The sequence below is a fragment of the Cupriavidus sp. 96C5-1 genome (assembly GCF_057798855.1).
The window spans coordinates 56,640-78,988 of the sequence record NZ_JBYOJU010000041.1; the positions used below are offsets into that span (position 1 = coordinate 56,640).

The following is a 22,349-nucleotide window of genomic DNA, read 5'->3' on the forward strand; positions in this document are numbered from 1 at the left end:
CGAAGTTCGCCCCTGTAGCCCGGCGACAAAGTGCGAAGCCAAAAAAATAGTTGAGGGATCTGGCGGTAGCCATTCGTCTTGTCTCAGCGAGTTTCTGTTGCCGCTTAATGCGAAGCGGAGCCGAACAAAACTCGAGGGACGTGGCGGCCCGGCACCGGGCGGGCTGCCGTAGCGGAATCGACTCAACTATTGGGCAGGACTTCAGATGAGCACACGCGGGCGCAAGTGCGCAATAGCGAAATCACGACACCTGGCACCGGCGGCATGGCCATTGCGCATGGCGCCGCTGACCCGGGCCGTTGCAATGCTGCTTGCCGCTGGCGGGGTTTGGGGTACGGCGCAGGCGCAGCAGGCATTCAGCAGTGCATGGTTTGCGGCCAAGGGCGCGACGCAGAGCGCGGCGCAGCAGACCGGGCGCCTGCCCAACGGCATGCCGGTGTCGGCGCTGGCGAGCCCCTCGGCCCAGCAGCAACAGGCCAATGCCGAGCTGCAGCGCTCGCTGGCCAACCTGGGTGCGGCCGCGCAGGGCATCGCGGCGATGCAGGCCGCGCAAGCCAGCGCGCGCGCGGCCGCCGCGGCGGCGAACGCCACGGTGCCGGACGGGCTGGCCGAGGGCGGCCTGAAGATCGACACCAACAGCCTCACGCAGGGCTGGATCAACGCCAACGCGCCGGCGCAGACGGTGGCCGGCGGCAAGACGACGGTGGCGATCCAGCAGACCGCGGACCGCGCGGTGCTGAACTGGGAGACCTTCAACGTCGGGCGCAACACCACGGTGGATTTCAAGCAGCAGGCGGACTGGGCGGTGCTGAACCGCGTCAACGATCCGCAGGCGCGGCCGAGCCAGATCCAGGGGCAGATCCGGGGCGACGGCACGGTGATGATCGTCAACCGCAACGGGGTGATCTTCAGCGGCACCAGCCAGGTGGATACGCGCAACCTGGTGGCGGCGGCGGCCAGGATCAGCGACGGCCAGTTCAGCAGCAACGGCATCTACGGGCTGAACGGCACGGCGCCGAGCTTCACCGATGCGCTGGGCAAGGTGGAGGTGCAGGCCGGCGCGCGGATCGCCACGCGCACGCCGGCCACGGTGACGCAGGGCGGGGGCTACGTGCTGCTGCTGGGCGGGGAGGTCGGCAACGCGGGCACGATCGCCACGCCGCGCGGGCAGGCGGCGCTGGCCGCAGGTGACAGCTTCGTGATCCGGCGCGGGGTGGGCACCGACGGCAACACCACGTCGACCACGCGCGGCAACGAGATCTCGCCGCAGTTCGTGGCCAGTGGTAGTGCGGGCAGCGCGGGCAAGGTGACCAACAGCGGGCTGATCCTGGCCACGGAGGGCGACGTGACGCTGGCCGGGCGCGACGTGCAGCAGCTCGGGGTGGCGGTGGCGACCACCACGGCCAACACGCGCGGCACGGTGCACCTGCTGAACTCGGCCGCGGACACGCAGGGGAGGGTGACGCTGGGGCCGGGAGCGGTGACGGCGGTGCTGATCGACGACGACGGCAAGACCACGGCGCTGGACAGCCAGCGCGACGCGCTGATCCAGGACTCGGCGGCGCAGGACCTGCTGCGCGCGGGGGCGGCGTCGGGGCTGTTCGACAACCTGTCGAGGCTGTCGGACCGGCGCGACCAGTCGCGGGTGGAGATCGTCAGCGGGGGCGACGTGCTGCTCCAGGGCGATTCGCTGACGCTGGCCACGGGCGGGCAGATCGCGGTGAGCGCGACGGGGCGCAGCTTCGTGGCCAACCGGGCGCAGCTGGATGTGTCGGGGGCGGTGGGCGTGGCGCTGGCGATGGACACAAACAACGTCAAGGTCAATGTGCAGGGCAATGAGCAGCGCGACGCGCCGGGCAACCGCGACAGCGGGAACCTGCTCAATGCGAACGTGTGGATCGACCGGCGCCGGCTGGTGTACGTGCCGGCGGGCGTGGGCGGCTACGCGACCGAGCGCTGGTACACCGGGGGCGGGCTGCTGGAGGTGGGCGGCTACCTGGGCAACCAGGGACACCGGATCGGCGAGTGGGCGGCGCAGGGCGGCACGGTGACGCTGGGCGGCAAGGAGGTGGTGACGCAGGCGGGCTCGTCGATCAACCTGTCGGGCGGCAGCCTGGACGTGCAGACGGGGTACCTGAGGCAGACGTGGTTCAAGGGGGCGGACGGGACGCTGGCCAACGCCAACAACGCGCCGGCGGGGGTGTTGTACACGGGTGTCTACACCGGCTTCGACGACGAGCATCCGCGCTGGGGCAAGACGGCGACGCAGTCGTATGCGAGCCCGCTGATCGGGCCGCAGCAGGTGCTGCAGAACGGCTACACGGTGGGCCGCGACGCGGGCCGCCTGCAGGTGAGCGCGCCGACGGCGGTGCTCGAAGGCGAGGTGGTGGCCAAGGTGTTCAACGGGGCGCAGCAGACGCAGGCGCGCGCGGCCGGCCTCGCCGACGGCTACAAGCAGGGGCAGTACGCGGTGGCGCAGGCGGGCGCGCTGGCGCTGGGGCTGTACACGGGGCCGGGGCGCACGGGGGTGTTCAACAGCGAGGTGAAGATCGGCACGGAGGTGGGCGTGACGCCGGGCATGGGGGCGGCGGACGCGCTCGACCCGCAGCGGCAGAACACGGTGTGGCTGGATGCGGGCATGTTGAACGGCTTCCAGCTCGGCGCGCTGGACCTGGCCAGCGGCGGCCGCATCGTGGTGAGCCAGCCGCTGGTGCTGGCCGATGGAGGGAGATTGAGCCTGGTGGCGCCGCTGGTGGATATCGACGCGAACCTGACGGCGCGCGGCGGCACGGTGAACGTGTCGAACCTGTTCACGCGCGCAGGTGACCTCTATCCGGGCGCACTGATGACGGCCGATGGTACATCGCAACTGACCCTCGAGGCAGGCAGGGCGATCGACGTGCGCGGGGTGTGGACCAATGCGCGGATGGATCCGGCCAAGCTTGCGGGGCTCGCCTATATCAATGGCGGCAACATCACGATCAACGGCTCGCAAGACGTGACCATCGCCGGCGGCAGCGTGATCGACGTGTCGTCCGGCGCGGCCATCCTCGCAAACGGCAAGACCATGGGCGGCAAGGGCGGCAATGTCACGCTCATCGCCGGCGACGTGTCCGGCGGCGTCGGCGCCGCCACCGGCAATCTGGTGCTGGACGGTCTGATCCGCGCGGCCGGCGTCAATGGCGGCGGCACGCTGACCTTGTCCTCGCCGAACAATGTGCTGGTCGGCGAGAATGCCTCGCTGGCCGGCGGCGTGCTGGCCGCCGGCACGCCGGCGCCGTTGCGGATGCAGCTCACGCGGCCGCTGACCATTGCCGCCGGGCAGCCCTTGCCCTTCACGCTGACGGAGACGCACAACACGCTGCCGCTCGATGTTCCCGTTCCCATCGACGTCTCGCTCTCGGGCGGATCCGGCATACCGACCGCGGCGGACTGGGTCGTCGCGAACGGGATGAGCACTTTGTATGCCAGAGGCGCCGATGGCAACCTCATCTACTATGGCCCCGGTCAGGTGGTGCCGGCCGGGACATTGATCATCGGCGCGTCCGGGTCGGGCACGATCCCGGCCGGTACCGTCATCCCCTCGAGCGTTTTCCCGCAGGGCCTGCAGATCAACCCTTACCGTCTCGTCTATGCCGCCGGCTCGGTGCAGGCGCAGGATATGACCTACCAGGCCGGCACGGTGATTCCACCGGGCACGGCCCTGCCGCAGACGGTGTCGGTGGCGCCGGCCCCGGCGCTCAGCCCCGCGTTCTTCCGCGCGGGCTTCTCCAACTACGACGTCAATGCCGGACTGGGCATGCTGGTGGCGGGCTCCGCCATCGCGCCGGCCATGCCGGTGTACCGGATCGCCGCCGACAGCCTCGTGGCACCCTCGGGCAGCGATCCGTCTGCGGCGATGTCGTTGTGGCTGCCGCCGCTGTATGCCGAACACCCGCAGAGCGCGACGCTCACGCAGCGCGGGGGCGCCAGCCTCACGCTGCGCTCGCAGACCCGCCAGAACGGCATCCTGATGGGCGGCGGGTCGATCATGATGGAGAAAGGCGCCTCCATCGCCGTCGATCCGGGGCAGAGCATCAAGATCGACGCCACCGGGCAGATCGATATCGAGGGCACGCTGACGGCGCACGGCGGCAGCATCAGCCTGGTCAACGAAGCCGACGGCTCCATCGACACCCTGCGCAACTTCGATGCGGCCGGCGTCGGCCGCGGCGTGTCGGTGTGGGTCGGCCCGAGCGCCAGGCTTGATGTCTCCGGCCAGGCCTATGCGGCCGTCGACGCCCAGGGCCGTCCCTATGGCACCGCCTCCGATGGCGGCACGATCCGGCTCAGCGGCGGCACCGCGTTCGTGGTGGTGCGCCCGGGCGCCGAGCTGGACGCCGACGGCACCCGCGTCGTGGTCGATGCGGGTACGGTGAATGCGCAGGCCGCGTCGGGCGGCGCCCTCACGCTGGCGAGCAATGGTGGCGCCATCTCGCTCGATTCGCTGAGCGGGCTCTACCTGGACGGCACTCTGCACGCCGCCAGCGGCGGTGCCGGGGCGAGCGGCGGCAGCCTGTCGATTGCGCTGAATACCCCGCAATTCGATACCAGGAGCTTTGCCAACGGGCTGGCGCCCAGCGGGGTCCTCGTGCCCAGTACGATGACGGTGACGCAGGCGCGTCCGTTGCCGCTCGCGTTGCCGACGGGCACACCGGCGGGTTCAGCCAGTGCGGCTGTCGCAACGTTGCCCTTCGGGCAGGCCGCGGTGAGCGCCGACATGGTCAAGGCGGGCGGCTTCGATGTGCTCGCGCTGAAGTCCGGCGACTACATGCAATTCTCGGGCGACGTCTCGCTCGCGCTCGGCAGGAGCCTGTCCCTCACCGCTGGAGCCTTTACGTCCGGGCCAGTGCCGGCAGGGCCGCCCGATGCTTCCACGCCGGCGGCCACCGGCAACGTGCGGCTGGCGGCGCCCTATATCCTGCTCGGCGGTATGCCCTTCATCTACCGGGATGGATTCACCAGTGGCTCCATCCATAATCCGGGTGCCGCGAACGCGCCGACCGTCGCGACCTTCGAGGCCAATGCCAACCAGATCGACGTGCAGGGGCTGATCGTGTTCTCGGCGGACACCGCCCATTACGACAGCTCGACCTACACCTTTGTCCACACGCCGTCGCCCGGTTTCCGCACGACGCGGCTGGTCAGCCAGGGCGACATCCGCTTCCTGCCCACCACCGTCGACCAGGGGACGATGCTTGCCAGCGCCTGGGACGTCGACCTCCAGGCGGCCCAGGTGTACCCGGCCACCAATGCGAGGGCCACTGTCATCGCGGGGCAGAACAATCCGGGCTACGTGGCGAAGCTGACGATCGGGCGCACCACGCCAGACGTGCCGGACGCTCCCCTGTCCGTGTTCGGCAGCCTCAGCTTCCAGGCGGCCATCATCGAGCAGGGCGGCATCGTGCGCGCTCCCTTCGGCGCCATCACGCTGGGCACCAACTACCCGGCGACGCAGCGCGTGGACCTGCTGCCCGGCAGCCTGACCTCCGTCTCGATGGCAGGCCTGGCCATTCCCTATGGCGGCACCATCGACGGCGTGACCTACACCTACGGCGGCGCCAGCGTGCTGCCCCTGGCCCTCACCGGCTTCACCGGCAACGGCACCTTGCGCTCCGGGCCCGGCATCACGCTGGACGCGCAGGCCGTCAACGTCCAGGGCGGGGCGACGCTGGACCTCTCCGGCGGCGGCACGCTGGCCGGCGCGGGCTTCGTCTCGGGCCGCGGCGGCTCGGTCAACATCCTCACCACGCCGCTGGTCAACGCCAACCCGGCCACGCCGCTGAGCAAGGCGAGCGACAAGGTCTACGCCATCCTGCCGGGCTATGCCTCCGGCTACGCGCCGGTGGCGCCGGAGAACGGCGCCGGCGACCCGGCGATCGGCCAGCAGATCACCGTGGGCGCGGGCGTGCCCGGCCTGCCGGCGGGCACCTACACGCTGCTGCCCTCCAACTACGCGCTGCTGCCCGGCGCCTACCGGGTGGAGCTCGGCGCGGTCGGCGGCAAGCCGCTCGGCGGCGTTGCCGCGGTCGGCAACGGCACCTATGCCACCGCGGTCCAGACCGGCATCGCCAACACCGGTTTCCGCGGCGCCTTGCCGCTGACCGCGCTGATCACGCCGGCGACGGCCGTGCGCCGCTACGCGCAGTACAACGAGCAAGGCTACGCCGACTTCTTCACCGCCAGGGCGGCGCAGTTCGGCGGCCTGCGCCCGCTGCTGCCGGGCGACGGCAAGATCCTGCAGATCGCGTTCGAGCAGCCGGGTACGCCGTCAGGCACCTCCGCGCTGAGTTTCGCGGGGGCCGCGCGGCTGCGGGGCGAAGCGGGCGGGATCGACGGCTCCGTGGCCCTGTCGAACGTGGGCGAGATCGTCGCGGACGGCGCCACGCCGGGGTTCAGCGGCGCCTCGGTCCGCGCCGCGGACCTGAATGCCGTCGCGGCCCCGCGACTGCTGATCAACGGCACGGTGGGCGTGATCAACGGCACGCTGATGTTCCAGGGCGGGCAGGACCTCGCCATCCGCGACGGCGTCACGCTCCAGGCCGGCGAACTGGTGCTGGTCGGCGGGAACATCGGCGTCGGCAACAACGTGACCCTGAGCACCATCGGCCAGGGTGGGACACCGTTCGACTCGGCCTCCACCGGCATGGGCTACACCACCGGCTACGGTACCTCGGTGCTGGCGCTGTCCAACGGCAAGCTGGATTTCCTCGGCTCGCAGGGCAGCGGCGCCATCACCATCGGCGCAGGGTCGCAGCTGTACTCCGAGGGCACGCTGGCGTTTGCCACCAACGGCGGGGTCAACATGGACTCAGGCGCCCGCTTCGGTTCGCGCAATATTGCGCTGGCCATGAACACCATCAACGTCGGCAGCAGCGCCGACATTGCCGCGGCGGGCGTCCAGGCCGGCCTGTTGTTCGACCAGGCGCTGTTCAACCGGCTGGTCAGCGGCGATCTGCCGCGGGGCGTGCCCGCACTGCAGACGATCACGCTGGGCGCGTCCAGCGCGCTCAACCTGTTCGGCAGCGCCGGCCTGGACGCCACCGGCACCGGCGTCAACCTGGTGCTGAACACGCCGGCGATCTACGGCTGGGGCGGGGCCGGCGATCATGCCACCATCGCGGCGGGCAAGATCACCTGGAACGGCATCGCCGGTGCCACGCCGCCGGCGACCGTGGCCGGTGGCCCGGGAACGGGCCTGGGCACGCTGGACCTGGTGGCCAAGGAGATCGACCTCGGCCAGTTCGTGTCGCTGGACAATACCAAGGCCAGCCGCACGGCCTATGGCTTCGGCAACGTCAACCTGAAGGCCAGCGAGAAGATCGTGTCGGCCGGCAACGGTTCGCTCTTCGTCTACCAGGCGGCCAGCGCGGACCCGGGCGCGGTGTTCGGCCAGAGCGGCACGGGCGGCAACCTGACGCTGGCAACGCCGCTGCTGACCGGCATGCAGAAGTCGATCATGGCCTATACGGCGGGCGGGGCGCTGAACGTGGTGGCGCCGCAAGGCCAGGCGCCGAGCCAGGCAGGCTCGACCATCGCGGGCGCGGAGATCGACCTGGGCGGCGACAGCGTCGCCATCGGCAGCACCATCCTGCTGCCGAGCGGCAAGCTGGTGGTGAACGCCACCCACGACATCGTGCTGGACGCCGGCAGCCGCATCGACCTGAGCGGCCAGCCGTCGACCATCCAGCGGGCCACGGTCCATGGCTTCGGCGGCACGGCCACCTTCAACAGCGCGCAGGGCGGCGTGGCGCAGGCAGCCGGCGCGGTGATCGACGTCTCGGCGATCCTTGCGAACGCCGGCGAGATCGCGATCGATGCGGGCAACGGGCGGGTCGCGCTGAACGGTACGCTGAATGGCGGCGCGACCGATGGCCAGGCCAGCGGCGACTTCAGTGCCAGGGCGGCTACCTTCGCCGACTTCGCGGGGTTGAACGCCGCGCTCACCCGGGGCGGTTTCTTCGACGCCCGCAGCTTCACCGCCAGGCAGGGCGACCTCGTGGTTGGCGACGGTGTGAAGGCGCACAGGGTGTCGATCGCAACGGACGGCGGGCAGCTGACCGTGACCGGCACCATCGACGCATCGGGCGCGGCCCCCGGCACGATCCGGCTGTCGGCCGCCAACGGGCTGACGCTGGCATCGGGCGCCGTGCTCGATGCGCATGGCACTGTGCTGCAGGCCGATAGCTACGGGCTGCCGATCGAGGCCAGGAACCGCGGCCACGTGGAGCTGAGCGCGGCCCATGGGGTGCTGACGCTGTTGCCTGGCGCGACCATCGACCTGTCGACGCCGGGCAGCGTGGCCTATGGCGATGTCGTATTGAATGCGCAGCGCGTCGGCGCGACCGCGGCGAGCGCGACCGGTGCGGGGGCTCCGGCCAATGCGACCGGCAACGATGTCGCCATCTCGGCCGCCGGACCGCTCACCATCCGCGGCGCGCGCAGCATCCAGCTCAACGGTTTTGCCACCTATGCGAACGCGCCGGCCGATCCGGGCGATCCCGCCGGCCAGGTCATCACGCAGGGCTGGCTCGATCTCGTCGATCGGGACAGCCAGGTCTTCATGGCCGGCGCGCTCGCCAATGCCGGCCTGCAGGGCCGCATGGCGGGGCTGTCCGCCTATGGCGGCGCCCTGCACCTGCGCCCGGGCGTGGAGGTGGTGAGCGCCACCCCGCAGGGCAACCTGACGGTATCCGGCGATATCGACCTGGCCGGGTATCGCTATGGTCCCGGCGCCGACCGCGATGCCACCTCCGCCAGCTACGGCGCGGGCGAGCCGCTGGCCCTGGTGATCCGGGCCGGCGGCAACCTCGCGGTCAAGGGAAGCATCTCCGACGGCTTCCGGGCGGTCGCGGGCAAGCCGGCGGTCTATGACGGCATCCTGGACATCACCAGCAGTCCCGAGTTCTCTCTCCAGGATGGCTACTGGGGCACGCCGGGCGCCAGCTATGTCGCGTCGAAGGATGTCTACCTGATGACGAGCTGGACGGTGCCGAACGACGACTTCTACAACTACCTCGGCGGCCTGATCGGGTCGGATGGAACCATCTACTACGTCGGCGACACGATTCCCGCGGGCACCAAGCTGTCCGCCTCGGACGGCCTGCTGTTCGAGGCCGGGATCCGTCTGCCGGGTGTCGCGACGACGCTGGTCAGCAAGGGGACTCCTGGCGCGGCCGCCGCGTCGGCCGCGGCGACGATGCTGGCGGCCGGCGCGCCATCCGCGTCGCTGCGCCTGGTTGCCGGTGCCGACCTGGCCGGCGCGGACCAACGCGCCTTGCAGACCGTGCGCGCGCTCAATGGAGGCGGCAATCTCACCCTCAGCGATCCGAGCTACGATGCCTCCTTGAACGGCACCTTCTTCAGCGTGCTGCGCACCGGCACCGGCAATCTCGAATTGCTGGCCGGTGGCAGCTTCAGCGAGGCGACCCCATACGGCGTCTACACCGCCGGCACGCAATCGGCGCCGATCCTGGCAGCGGACGGCAGCAATCCCTACGACATCATCGCCACGCGGGGCAGCGGCCTGCATGCCTGGTACCCGGAGCATGGCGGCGACCTGCTTCTCATGGCCCAGCAGGACGTGACGGGCAGCGTGCAGATCGCCAACAACAATTCCCGCTACGTCGATTCGGACCTGACCGGCAACTGGCTCTGGCGCCAGGGCGGCGGCGCGTCCGCCGATCCCACGGCATGGTGGATCAATTTCGGCGCCTTGACGCAGACCTCCGGCTGGAAGGTGGATAGCTCCATGACCGGCTTCCAGGGGATCGGCACCCTGGGCGGCGGCAACCTGACCGTGATTGCCGGCCGCAATGCCGGCGTGACCGGCAGCGGCTCGACCGGGCTCGACCTCGCGGTGGCCTCGACCGGGCGCGTACTGGCCGACGGCACGATGGCCGCGACCGGCGGCGGCGATCTCATGCTGAAGATCGGCGGCGGGCTCAATGCGGTGTTTCCGACCTCCGTTCAGGTGCCTGACTACTATGGCGCGATCACGAACCTGCGCGGCGACATCAACGTGAATGCCGGTTCCATCGGCGCGCTGGCGGTCGCGCAAGGCGGCATCCTGTTCACGTCGTTCGATCCGCGCGCGGTCGAAGCCAACGTCTTCAAGCGCTCGGCGAAGACGCCCGGTCCCACGGTGACGCCAGGCGACGGTGTCGTCAACATCGCCACGCGCGGCGACCTGGTGATCGCGGGTGCCGCCGATGCCGGCATGGGCACCCCGGTCGATCAGGCCGGCATTCCCTATCTGCTGCGCAACGCGGACGGGAGCACGACATTGGTCCCGAATGGCGGTACCTCCGCATTCACCCTCTGGACGCCGGGATCGGCGATCCGGCTGTATTCCGCCGGTGGCGATGTGGCGCCGTTGCAGGGCGGGACCGCCGGCAACAACGTGCAGAACAGCAACGGTTTCTATCCGGGCACGCTGATCGTCGCGGCTGCCAACGGCGATATCCGTTTCGCCGAGCCGTTGCCGGGCCTCTCGTATCCGGTGCTCGAGCTGGTACCGTCGCCGCGCGGCCAGCTCGAACTGCTGGCGGCGGGCTCCATCTATGGGTCGAGCCAGGTGGTGGCCATGTCCGGCGCCGACATGAGCACGCTGGCGACGCCTTGGCGCCCGGTCTTCGAAACGGCGGTCGGTGGCGGAGGCACGAACAATGCCAGTCCGACGTCGGCCTATCTCGGCTTTACGCGCAATAGTCCGATCGCGTTCGGGCCGGATACGCCGCTGGGGCCGCTGGGAAATCTGCATGCGGCCGACGATCAGCCGGCCCTTGTCTATGCCGGCAAGGATATCGTCGACCTGGCGCTCGGGCAGGTACAGAATCCCTCGCCGGGGTTCGGCCCGGGCTCCTTCCAGCCGTTCCCGACGACCTGGTATGCCGCCGCCAAGCCGTTCCAGGTCATTGCCGGCCGCGATATCGTCGGCACGGGTACGACGCCGAGTGCCTACCTGAACCTGAATGAGGATGACATCACGCTGATACAGGCCGGCCGCGACATCTTCCGCCAGTCCGTGACGATCGCCGGGCCGGGCCTGCTCCAGCTGCAGGCCGGGCGCAACCTGTACCAGGGCTATGACGGCGCGCTGACGAGCGCGGGCGATGTCGTCAACCCGTCGAACAAGTCGGGCGGGGCCGGCATCACGGTGCTGGCCGGTGTCGGCGCGAACGGCCCCGACTACGCGGGCTTCGCCAGGCTGTACTTGGACGCGGCGAACCAGTTGAACGCAGGCACGCCGCTGGCGGGCAGCGGCAAGGTGGCGCATGCCTACGACGCAGAACTGCTGGCCTGGCTGCAGCAGCGCTTCGGCTACAAGGGAGCGGCGGCCGATGCGCTGGCGTATTTCCTGGCGCTGCCCGGCGAGCAGCAGGGCGTCTTCGTGCGGCAGGTCTACTTCCAGGAACTGCTGCTCGGCGGGCGCGAGTACAACGATCCGGCGAGTTCGCGCTACGGCAGCTACCTGCGCGGGCGCGAGGCGATCGCGACGCTGTTCCCGAGCGCTGACGCGCAGGGCAGGGCGATCGGCTACCAGGGCGACATCACGATGTTCAGCAGCATCACGGGTTCCAAGACGGTGAACGGCCAGGCGGTACCCGTGACGACGGACGCCGGCATCCACACCAACTTCGGCGGCGACATCCAGATGCTCAACCCGGGCGGCAAGACCCTCATCGGCGTGGAGGGCGTGCCGGCGGGGACCGGCGCGGGCCTGATCACGCAAGGGGCGGGCGATATCGCCCTGTACTCGAAGGGTTCGATCCTGCTGGGCCTGTCGCGCATCATGACCACCTTCGGCGGCAGCATCCAGGGCTGGTCGTCGGAAGGCGACATCAACGCCGGCCGGGGTGCCAAGACGACCGTGCTGTACACCCCGCCCAAGCGGGTCTACGACGGGCTGGGCAATGTCACGGTGTCGCCGAACGTGCCGTCCTCGGGCGCGGGCATCGCCACGCTGAGCCCGATTCCGGAGGTGCCGCCCGGCGACGTGGACCTGGTGGCGCCGCTGGGCACCATCGATGCCGGTGAGGCGGGCATCCGGGTCTCGGGCAATGTCAACTTCGCGGCGCTGCAGGTGGTCAACGCGGCCAACGTGCAGGTTCAGGGGAAATCGACAGGGCTGCCGGTGGTCGCCACCGTGAATGTGGGGGCGATGACCAATGCCAGTTCGACGGCGTCGCAAGCTGCCGCCGCTGCGCAGGATGCGATGTCGCGTGACCGCGCGGCGCAGCGGCAGAACCTGCCTTCGATCTTCACGGTGCGCATGCTCGACGCTGGCACGGAGTCGTCGTCGCCCGCTGATGGCGAGAGCAGGAAGGTGCCCGCTGGCGGCCTCCAGTCCAGCGTGCCATACGATCCGGCGAGTCCAGTGCAGTTCGTCGGCCTGGGCGGGCGGTTCAATCCTGCCCAGCTGGAGCGACTGACCGACGACGAGCGCCGCAATCTGAAACAGATCCGGTAACAGCTGATCCAGCGGCATCCGCGTCTATCGTGGCATCGCCTTCTCCAACGCCTCTCAGCGTTCGGCATTACGTCGTCGAGGCGGGAGCGTTGGCGCTGGAATCGCCCGTGCGGTTAAGGACTTCATAGTGGAACACGGTGACAGACGTCTCATGGATACGAGCATTCCGCATTGCGTCAAGGCTCTCGGGACAACTGGCGACGCGACCGGTGCGGCCTCCCATGCCGGTGAGTCCGGGGTCGTCCTGCGCGACTTCCTGGTATTGAACTATGACCAGCTCCGTCGACGCCTGACGCGCCATGTCGGGTGCCCCGATACGGCGTGCGACAGCCTGCAGGAGGCGTGGCTGCGCCTGGGGAGCGCGACCCTCCCGGACGCGGTGCGCAGCGCCGAGGCTTACGTGTATCGCGTCGCTTGCAACCTCGCGACGGATCAGCTGCGCGACCGCCGTATGTGGCCATCGCTGACCGATGCAGACACCTTGTTCGAGCATCTTGCCGACCATGGACCGGGGCCGGAAGCCGTCGTGGAAGCGCGCTCGGATCTGGCGGCGCTCGATCGTGCGCTGGAGAACGTTCCGGGCCGTCACCGGCGCGTGCTGGTGGGCTTGCGCCTGGAGGAACTCACCCGCGAGGAAGTGGCTGCACGCCATGGCATTTCGCTGCGCAGCGTGGATACGGTGCTGCGTCAGACCCTGGACTACTGTGCGACGCAGACCGGGCGGCGCGCCGTCGGGGGTGTCAACACGCCGCGGCGCGCGTTGCTGCAGGCGAGAAAGAGGGACTGCGGTGCCTATGCATCGGAAAAGGAGACGCCAACCGGGGCGTACTCCGCGCTTGTGGATACCGCCCATTCCTTATGCACGGTCGAATAACGGGAGACGAGGCGCGCGTCGCGCCGCAGTACGAGGTCGACTTCCCGGCCTCGCCGCGACCGAACGGGGACGAGACCGCGCCAAAGCGGCGGCTGACCAAGCGGCAATGCGGTGGTTTTCTGCGCTGGCGATGGAGGGATACCATCATTCAACGTGCGATCGGCGCTGGTCATTGGGCACGGCGGTCCGGAATTGAAGTCGACGTGGATCAGGTGGCCACCGCCGCGCATGCAGCCTTCCGCTTTGTGCCGTTGGAATCGGGCTCTATGAGCGGTCAATCATGGTTGTCAGCCGGATTCGGAAATCATCGCGGGATACGCCTCGCTTCGGCCAGGATCCAGTCGCGCACGATCCCCGCGTGGGGACTGACAGGGTCGCTGCGCGCGATCAGCCAATATGCGTAATTGACCTCGGTGTGGACGTTACGGGTAGCGCGCGTCAGTTTGCCTTGCTCCAGCAGTGGCCGCACCAGTTCCAGCCGGCCCAGCGCCACGCCTTGGCCGGCCAGCGCGGCCTGCACAACCTGATCGTACTGGTTGAAGCGCAAAAACCCTTTCGGCTTGTGCTTGCCCGCGCCTGCGCCGCGCAGCCAGGCTGGCCATTGCAGCCACGGTCGCGACACGTCGTCGAATTCCAGCAGCACATGCCGCTTCAATTGCAAAGGGTCTTCGATTGCGGTCGCGCCCAATGACGGATGGGCGACCGGCACCAGCGCCTCGCCGAACAGGCGGACAGCACCGTCCGGGGCATCGGTTTCTTTGCAGTAGCGTAGCGCAAGGTCGATGTTCTCCCGTTCCAGGTCGACAAAGCGGTTGCCGGCGGCAACGCGTACGTCGACCTCGGGCGCGGCGAGCTGGAATCCGCCCAAGCGCGGCAGCACCCACAAGGCCGTGACGCCGATGCTGGCACTGATCGTCACTGCATGCTGGGCGGCGGTCGGGCGCAGGGCGGCGAGGGTCTCGCCCATCTGATCCAGCCACGCGTCGCTGCTGCGGAACAGGCGCCGGCCTTCGTTGGTGAATTCGATGCTGCGATGGCCGCGCACAAACAGGCGGTAGCCAAGGAAGGCTTCCAGCGCCTGGATCCGCCGGCTGAGCGCGGATTGGGCCAGGCACAGCTCTTGCGCCGCAAGGGTGATGCTCATGCTGCGGCCGACCGCGACAAAGCTGCGGATCAGGTCCAGCGGGGGCAGGTCGAGCAGTCGGTTTGACATTCTAGCCAGGTATGTGCGTATGGGCTTGCGCTCGCCGCTGTCGGATTATGCCGGATCAACCGGTTCGATTGTTGACGCTACACATGCTCTGCGGGCATGTGAACCGGTCCATTTTAACGTTTGAGGGCAGAGCCGGATTCAGGTTCAATGGGGCGGAACACGATCATGCGTGGCGATGCCCTTGCCAGACGAGCGTGCCCTCCCGACGGGCTGGCTGGCTTTGGGGGCCGAGCAACTGGCCCGGACCTTGTCTGCCCGGGACGCGGTTGCCCAGGCGCGCGCCGTATCGGGATTTTTGCCTCGCGGCGTAGCGAGCTTACCGACTCCACTTCTTGAAAGCATGCAAAGCCAGATAGATAAAGCAAGGCGTTTCGTTGAACTGCACAATCAATGTTTCATCATTCCCAATCCCTGGGATCGGGGTTCCGCGCGCTTGCTGGAGTCACTGGGATTCGAAGCGCTCGCGACCACCGGCGCGGGTTATGCCTGGTCCAGAGGCAGCGCCGACCTGAGCGTGGGACGCGCCTCGATGATGGCCTATCTGCGCGACCTCTGTGCAGCGACCGACTTGCCGGTCAGCGCGGATCTGCAGAATGGCTTCGGCGACGCGCCTGAAGTCGTGTGTGAGTGCATTGCCGAATCGGCGCGGACCGGCATCGTCGGCGCGTCGATCGAGGATGCAGGCAGCGACGCCGCGCAGCCGATTTATGACATCGGCCTTGCCACGGAGCGTATCCGGGCTGCGTCGCAGGCGGCCAAGGCGCTCGGCTTTCCGTTCACGCTGACCGCGCGGGCAGAAAACTATTTGCACGGCCGCCCCGATCTGAAGGACACGATCCGCAGGTTGCAGGCTTACCAGGACGCCGGCGCAGATGTTTTGTTCGCGCCGGGACTCAGCTCGGCCGACGATATCCGGGCCGTTTCAAGTTCGGTGGATCGGCCACTGAATGTCATGATGGGGATGCCGGGTTCGCCGCTGAATATGCTTCAGCTCGAAACGCTGGGTGTGCGCCGGGTGAGCGTGGGGGGATCGCTGGCCAGGGCCGCCTATGACGCGCTGATGCGCGCGGGACACGAATTGCGCGCCGAAGGCACGTTCCGGTATGCGCAGACCGACCTGACATCGACACGATTGAACGCAATCCTGGGGCGGGACTAGTTTCTGAAGACTGGGAGTAGACCTTGGCCTTCGAGCCACCTCGAAGTCCAGCGCTTTCAGAAGACGGCATACCGCGGGATCCGGCGCTGCCCCAAATCTCTTCACCTTCACCATGTCAATCGAAATCGAACGCGCGCAAGCGATCACCTGGAGGTCGGCCTCGGCCAGGCCGTGCCGGGCCATCCGGATGCGGATCCAGGTGATCGCTTGCGCGGGACTTATATGGAGGACACACTGCAGGCGTGGTTCGCGTGTCCGCCGAAACGTGGTCGGATCCAAGTCCATTGGACGGCGCGCGGGGTGGCCGGCATCGGCCTATGGGCGGGTCATGTATCAATATTGGGATTGATAAAACCCAATTTGGGAGGCGAAACAAGCCTGGCGTGGAAAGCGATGAGGCGAGACTGCTCTCTGCAAGTCGACCAGAAGTGGCTCCAATCGTGACAGGGAGGCGTCGAATCGACGACCGGACATCGCTGTTGCGATCTGGGGTAATCGAATGGAAGGGACTTCCCCGTCCCGAGGTTGCGGCGGAAACCGGTCTTGGCTGCCGTCGCGTACCCCTCAGACTAATCTGTGAACTTCGTTAGCGCATCTGCCCGTCAATCTGCTGCCGTAGACGCTTTTCCTCCTCTTGAAGCTCAGGCGTAAAGGCCTCGCCAAAATCCGCAGGCTCAAAGAAAGGCCGAATCTCGATCTCTGAATCACTCACCATCGGATTCGGGCAGCGTTTTACCCATTCAATCGCTTCGTCCATCGATTGAACTTGCCAGAGCCAGTACCCGGCGATCAGTTCCTTGGATTCAGCAAATGGGCCGTCAACGACGGTTCGGTCCTTCCCTGAAAACCTCACGCGTGCGCCTGCCGAACTCGGCTTCAGCCCGTCGCCGCCTTGCATGATCCCAGCCTTCACCAGTTCCTCGTTATATTTGCCCATCGCCGCGATGAGTTCCATGCTTGGCATTTGCCCTGCTTCGGATTCGGGGGTTGCCTTGATGATGACCATTACACGCATTTGGTTTTCTCCTTTGAAGACGATAGTGTTTGGAGGCAAAGGCGCCTCCAGTGACTACGACGAATGATCGTGCGGGAAATCGACATGCGCAAGACACAACTTCGCAGGTTTTGGGGTGATCGTCCTTTCCCTGCAGATTGATACGGTTATGAGTCAGCCCCGAGCCCTTTGTTGGCGTGGGCTGTAGCCCATTCGCCTGACCTTATTGCGGCCATCCGAGCACTTGTCGTACAGTTTTGTCCCGAACGACACCAACGAAAAGTGTAGATATCGGCATTTTCGTATCGCTACGCTGGCAGGGAAGAGTTGCCCGCCCGCTTGACCGCCGCCGCGCGGCTATCGCCCAGGCGCCGGTGACGCGCACCAAGTTCAAGCCCGGGCCGGCCTGAGAACAGGGGCGGGGTAGCAAATTGTCCACCGCTCTCCGGGATAAGCCTGTGAACATACCGCGCGGGGGCGGACGGCCGATGGTCACCGTAGATTTGATTGAAATTTGAGCAGCGAAGGACGCCAGGTCCCCTCCCGCGGGCGCGGATTTCCACGGCAGCCATCCCCGGATCAATCTTGAAGTCCAACGCGATCAGAAGACGCTAAAGCGCCGGATCTGGTACCGCCCCAAATCTATTCACCTATACACCATGTCGATCGAAATCGAGCGCGCGCAAGCGATTACCGGGGTCCGCATCCAGATGGCCCAGCATGGCCTGAGTTTCACCGACTTGCAGGCCGCCGGCTGCTTCGGCGAGGCGCGGTCGCTCCCAGCGCCTGGGGCGGTGCGCTACCGCGACGCTCAGGGGCAGGGCAGGGCTGGGACGGCCGCGGCGCCATGCCGGACTGGTTGCAGCGGGCGGTCAATGCCGGACAGACCGTGGAGTATTTCCGTGCGCCCATCGCCAGGGTAACGGGGCGCGCCGTGAAGGGAAGTTCCGATTTGAAATCAAACGGTTAACCGGGGGTGCGGCGGATCTTTAACGAATAGCGGCCAACCCTCTTGTCCGGTGCCGGCGGGAGCCGCGATTCTAGCAGCCGTCGTATCGATCCTCGGCGTCGGGATAATCCAAAGACAATTCCGCACAGATTTCCGTGATTTTCCAACAGACAGCGGTACGCCCTCTCCCTAGACTCTGGGGCTCGATCAAGAGGATCACGGGTGAATCGAATGCTTGGAAAGTCTTTATGGGCCAGCGCCGTTTTTACCGGCTGCATCGGTTGCGCGGGTGCGCGCGCCGAGAATGTCTATACCTTGGGACTGGGCGCTGGCGTGGCACCGCTATACGAAGGCAGCAACGAATACCATCCCATCTTCGCGCCGCTGTTCAGTGCCGAATTCAGCAATGGCATCTTCATCAGTCCGTTGCGAGGGGGGCTGGGCTATGGCCACAAGTTCTCCAACGGCATGTTTGCTTCGCTTGCCCTCGACTATGATGAAGGCCGCAGTGACCGCAAGCGCCTCGATATGCCGGGTTCCGATTACCTGAAAGGCATGGGGAGAATCCCGGGGTCCTTCATGGGGGCATTCCAGGTCGGCATGCCGATCTATGGCGACGCCACGCTGAGCGTCACGCTCGACGTGCCGCTGACCCACCGGCAGCGCGGCCTGAGCGGCCATATCGATCTGGAGGTGCCGATATTTGCGTCCGGACGCCACCAGGTGACCTTCAGCCCCAGCCTGCATTTCGGCTCGCGGCGCTATACACAGACGTTCTTCGGGGTGACCGACGCGCAGGCAGCCAGCAGCGCCTTCCGGCCCTATGCCACGAAGGCGGGATTCGATCGTGCCAGTCTCTCGCTGGCCTGGACTTACGAAATCTCGCGCACCTGGTCCGTCAACAGCGTGCTCGGGGTGAGCCGGCTGCTGGGCGATAGTGCGAACAGCCCGATCGTGCAATCGAAGCAGTCCTACTTCGGGCTGACTTCTCTCAACTACAGCTTCTGACTGGCACTGACTCGCTGAGACAAGACATGACGCCGCGTATCCCTATCCTGATGTACCACCAGATCGACGCACCGCCGCCCCGGGGGACGCCGATGCGCATCTGCGCAGCAATGGTGGCGGATCAGGCGCCAACACGCGCCGTGAAGTGAAGCGCTATATCTCCTGGCCCGGTCACGCCTTGTCAAGCAGCCGTAGCCTTCTCGCCTCAGCAATCGCTTGACCGCGGCGCGCCACACACAGCTTATTGAATATCGACTTAAGGTACCACTTGACCGTATCAACGCTGATGCTCAGCGCTCGCGCGATCTCTTTGTTTGAGTGCCCTTGATCAATAAGTTTGAGAATTTCGATTTCGCGACCTTTCAATCGATCATCGAAGGGTAGCTTTGAATCGTCACCTGCATTTGGCCTAGGAGTTGGCTGCAGCATTGACACCTGTAGCGGCAGACCTCGAGCAGGTGCTCTGCTAGCCGCGAGTAGTTGGTTTGCTGCAGCGCCGACATCGGAGAGCGCGTCGGATGACCCCTGGTGACGGCGTGCTTTCTCGCGTAGCCGTTCCAGAAGCCCGATGACGCGCTGTCCCTCGTCCAAGAAGACTCGAACGAAGCCGAGCGATACCCCTTCTGTTACCGCTCTTGTCAACACGTCTTCCGCCTCGGATTCATTTCCAGAGAGACTGAGCGCAATAGTCAGCAAGACACTCACTACGATCTCGTGATACATACGTCCAGTTGCTCTGGCGCGCTCAGATTGGATGCGCAGGATAGCGATTGCCTGTTCCGGATGACCCTGCTCACAGAGTAGACGAGCTCTCGCAACTTGGAGGGCATCCCAAATTTGCCCCTCTATCCCTGCAGCCGGCGGCTCACCGTCGTATTGCTGGAAGTGCGAGCTGTCCAGTATCTGCTCAGCTGTGTGAATGTCTCCAGCCAAGAGGCTGATCCGTGCCTGCTCGCAGGCAACGGCCACACCGAGGCGAGTGAGTCCCACATGCTTGGCTGTTTCCTGACCTTCCTTGAGGATAATGCTTGCGGCGCCGCGATCACCCTTCAGAACCATCAACCTGGCAGAAGAAATGAAAGTCGCTATATAGAAGTCAACAACTCCGCCTTCGAATCCAAGTACTCGGCTGTCTTGAAGGAGCTGTTCCGCTTCTTCAAGCTCATTCATCTCGTATTTCACTTGACCTAAGAGGGAACCTGAAAGATGGGCGGCATGTGATTCTTTTCCGGCGGTTTTTTGAGCCAGTACAAATGCGTCAAGAAAATTCTTCTTGCCTAGGGGAAGGCTTCCGGACCAGTAGGCTGCGATACCGGAGAAACAGCGACCATATACCGCACTGAATAGCCCCTGGGCACGGTCCTGGAAATCGCGCGCCCAAGTTTGCAATGGCGGAACCTTGTCAAACTGGAAAGTATGGATGTATCGATAAGTCAATATATTGGCTGCGACCCCAACGACCCAGGGTGGGTATTCGGAGCTGGATTCAAGGCATGGTTGGACCATTAGCTCCACATCATCAATTTCGTCCGCATATATAGCAATGCAGGCGCGAATGACATCAGATTCATGAGTCAGAAGCTTTTTTTCTGAGGGAGTAGCATTGGCTGCAACTCGTGCAACATGCGATAGTGCCTCCTCTGCCGCGTGAGGATGATGTGTGAGGCAGTTAGCCCACGCTATTGCTGTCTGGAGCAGAGGTCTGTCGACAAGCAGGTCTTTCGGCAGTTGGCTCACGAGGCCGAGGAGGGAGCCCATATAGCTGTTCTGCACCAGCGACATCGCATCTCTTTCAACCAGCTCGATCGCACGATGCTTCTCACCGGCGGCCAATGCATGACTCAGAGACTCCATGGTCTGCCCATGCAGAGAAAACCAGGCTGAGGCGGCAAGATGAAGGGACGGGATCAGTGTGGGAAAGTCTCTCTCCAGTTTTCGCTGCAGGAACCTGGCGAACAAGTGGTGATAACGGAACCACTGCCTATCCTCATCCAAGGGCAGCAGAAAGAGATCCTGCCGTTCAAGTACATCCAGGATGTGTGCGCTGTCCTGCCGCCCGGTGACCGCGTTGCACAGCCCAGGAGATAGTCGTCCTAGCAATGAAGTCTTGAGCAGGAAGTCGACCATGTCATTGGGCAGGCTGGCCAGCACATTTTCGGCGAGATATTCACTGATATCGCGAGGTGTGCCGGAGGCCCAGTGTAGGAGGCTCTCCCGGTTCCCGACACGTCGCAACGATATTGCCGCCAGTTGAAGTGCCGCGACCCATCCCTCGGTGCTGCGCCACAACGTCGCTAAATCCGCTGGGCTAAGTTCGAGCGCCTTGGTATCGGACATAAACATGCTCGATTCTTCATAGTCGAATCTCAGATCCGTGGCATTGATTTCGATGAGTTCGTTTTGTACCCTGAGCCTCGCTAGCGGTAAGCCAACCCGAGTCCGGCTTGCGACGATCAGATGGAAGTTAGGTGGAACGCGTGAGAGGAAGAGTTCCAATGCCTCATGAATCTTTGGCTCGCTGATTAGGTGCCAATCATCCAAAAACAGCACGAATTCCTGGTCGTAAAGCTCGAATTCATTAATGAGACTACCCAGGACGAATTCTGTGGCATTGCCAGGATTCGATTCAATCACTTGTGCCAGACCGGAGCCGATATCCGGCTCAACGGTGCGGATGGCTTCGACGACATAGGCAAGAAGGCGCTCAAGGTCGTTGTCCGACGCATCTACAGAGAGCCAGGCAACCACTGCGCCCTCTTGTGAAAGCCGTGCGTACCATTGTGCTGCTAGCGTTGTCTTGCCAAAGCCGGCGGGGCCGTGGATCAATACCAGCTTATGGGCCAGTGTTTGTCCGAGAATCTCCACAAGACGCGCGCGTTCTATCAGCTTCGCCTTATTGAAGGGCGGTTTTAGCTTTGTTGTAACCAGTGGGCTTTGGCGGATTCCGACATTCTCTTCCTGACTGGGGTTTTCCACACCCGTCGTCGTGGGCGGAAACTTGATTGCACGTTCAGTCATGAGGTCTGTCTTCTGTCTTGCATGCGAGGGAAATCGACCGGCGACTGACGTTTCATTGTTGATGCTGCAGGAGAGATATGAGCTCTAACGTGCACATCGCCGACGGACTGGCGGGCCTTGAGCGGGGCGCTGACATTCAACTTGCCTCCGATGCAGTAATTTTTGTGGGGCCATGCTGCGATGCGGCATTTGGGGCCTGGTTCCCTAACTATAAATCACCCCCAGAGTCCGCAAAACCCCAAGCTGCCGCGCTCATGCCCAACGCTGCTTGACCACCTTACGCCGCCGTTACCCGTGTGAGTGGTGAAGTCTTCCTCGGTGGCGAAACATACCATTTGCGCGCGCTGACGATGGACTGGCCTGAGCACTTTTACGGTGATGCGGAGAGCACATGCGGGCGCTCGCAGTTAGTACAGCCGCGGAAATGGTGCGTTCTGGCAAGGATTCTTCGAATATACAAGCACCTTGCAGGCTGAAGTTGATGCGCTGTGCTGGCGCCAGCTACCATGTTTGGCGCTCCACGGAAGCGCACAAATCCAACTGAGACCTGCCGTCGGCAGTCTTGCGGAGGTTGCCGCCGCGCTGCTTGATACCTGACCCGGCTCTGCCGGGGGAGGCGCGCG

General features: G+C 65.6%; 7 protein-coding genes and 1 pseudogene. 5 read left to right on the forward strand and 3 right to left on the reverse strand.

Features of this window, described 5'->3' with window-relative positions:
- The first annotated feature begins 277 nt into the window (after window positions 1-277).
- Complete coding sequence (locus AC3FOF_RS33715; protein ID WP_488729059.1) at window positions 278-12,511, forward strand: filamentous hemagglutinin family protein; 12,234 nt, start codon at window positions 278-280, stop codon at window positions 12,509-12,511.
- A 151-nt stretch (window positions 12,512-12,662) separates the two neighbouring features.
- Complete coding sequence (locus AC3FOF_RS33720; RefSeq protein ID WP_488729060.1) at window positions 12,663-13,385, forward strand: RNA polymerase sigma factor; 723 nt, start codon at window positions 12,663-12,665, stop codon at window positions 13,383-13,385.
- A gap of 304 nt (window positions 13,386-13,689) precedes the next feature.
- Here AC3FOF_RS33720 and AC3FOF_RS33725 read toward each other — a convergent pair whose 3' ends face one another.
- Entirely contained in the window at window positions 13,690-14,598 is a 909-nt protein-coding gene (locus AC3FOF_RS33725; protein ID WP_488729061.1) for a LysR substrate-binding domain-containing protein, read from the reverse strand.
- 340 nt (window positions 14,599-14,938) lie between these two features.
- Here AC3FOF_RS33725 and AC3FOF_RS33730 point away from each other — a divergent pair, with 340 nt between their 5' ends.
- Window positions 14,939-15,757 carry an isocitrate lyase/PEP mutase family protein gene (locus AC3FOF_RS33730; protein ID WP_488729062.1) on the forward strand — a complete coding sequence of 273 codons (819 nt, stop codon included), beginning with the start codon at window positions 14,939-14,941 and terminating at the stop codon, window positions 15,755-15,757.
- Window positions 15,758-16,343: 586 nt separating this feature from the next.
- On the opposite strand, the gene AC3FOF_RS33735 is transcribed toward AC3FOF_RS33730, so the two are convergent.
- Complete coding sequence (locus AC3FOF_RS33735) at window positions 16,344-16,772, reverse strand: YciI family protein (protein ID WP_488729063.1); 429 nt, start codon at window positions 16,770-16,772, stop codon at window positions 16,344-16,346.
- Window positions 16,773-17,410: 638 nt separating this feature from the next.
- Here AC3FOF_RS33735 and AC3FOF_RS33740 point away from each other — a divergent pair.
- Window positions 17,411-17,721, forward strand: a pseudogene (locus tag AC3FOF_RS33740) (H-NS family nucleoid-associated regulatory protein).
- A 210-nt stretch (window positions 17,722-17,931) separates the two neighbouring features.
- Window positions 17,932-18,708, forward strand: coding sequence for a MipA/OmpV family protein (locus tag AC3FOF_RS33745; RefSeq protein WP_017226731.1), 777 nt, complete (start codon window positions 17,932-17,934; stop codon window positions 18,706-18,708).
- Between the two features lie 171 nt (window positions 18,709-18,879).
- Here AC3FOF_RS33745 and AC3FOF_RS33750 read toward each other — a convergent pair whose 3' ends face one another.
- Window positions 18,880-21,726 (reverse strand): winged helix-turn-helix domain-containing protein, encoded by a 2,847-nt coding sequence (locus tag AC3FOF_RS33750; protein ID WP_488729064.1) that lies wholly within the window; start codon window positions 21,724-21,726, stop codon window positions 18,880-18,882.
- Between the last annotated feature and the right edge of the window lie 623 nt (window positions 21,727-22,349).

Coding starts and splice junctions, on each gene's coding strand:
- AC3FOF_RS33715 (WP_488729059.1), top strand. CDS start 278: ATGGCGCCGCTGACCCGGGCCGTTGCAATGCTGCTTGCCGCTGGCGGG.
- AC3FOF_RS33720 (WP_488729060.1), top strand. CDS start 12,663: ATGGATACGAGCATTCCGCATTGCGTCAAGGCTCTCGGGACAACTGGC.
- AC3FOF_RS33725 (WP_488729061.1), bottom strand. CDS start 14,598: ATGTCAAACCGACTGCTCGACCTGCCCCCGCTGGACCTGATCCGCAGC.
- AC3FOF_RS33730 (WP_488729062.1), top strand. CDS start 14,939: ATGCAAAGCCAGATAGATAAAGCAAGGCGTTTCGTTGAACTGCACAAT.
- AC3FOF_RS33735 (WP_488729063.1), bottom strand. CDS start 16,772: ATGCGTGTAATGGTCATCATCAAGGCAACCCCCGAATCCGAAGCAGGG.
- AC3FOF_RS33745 (WP_017226731.1), top strand. CDS start 17,932: ATGCTTGGAAAGTCTTTATGGGCCAGCGCCGTTTTTACCGGCTGCATC.
- AC3FOF_RS33750 (WP_488729064.1), bottom strand. CDS start 21,726: ATGACTGAACGTGCAATCAAGTTTCCGCCCACGACGACGGGTGTGGAA.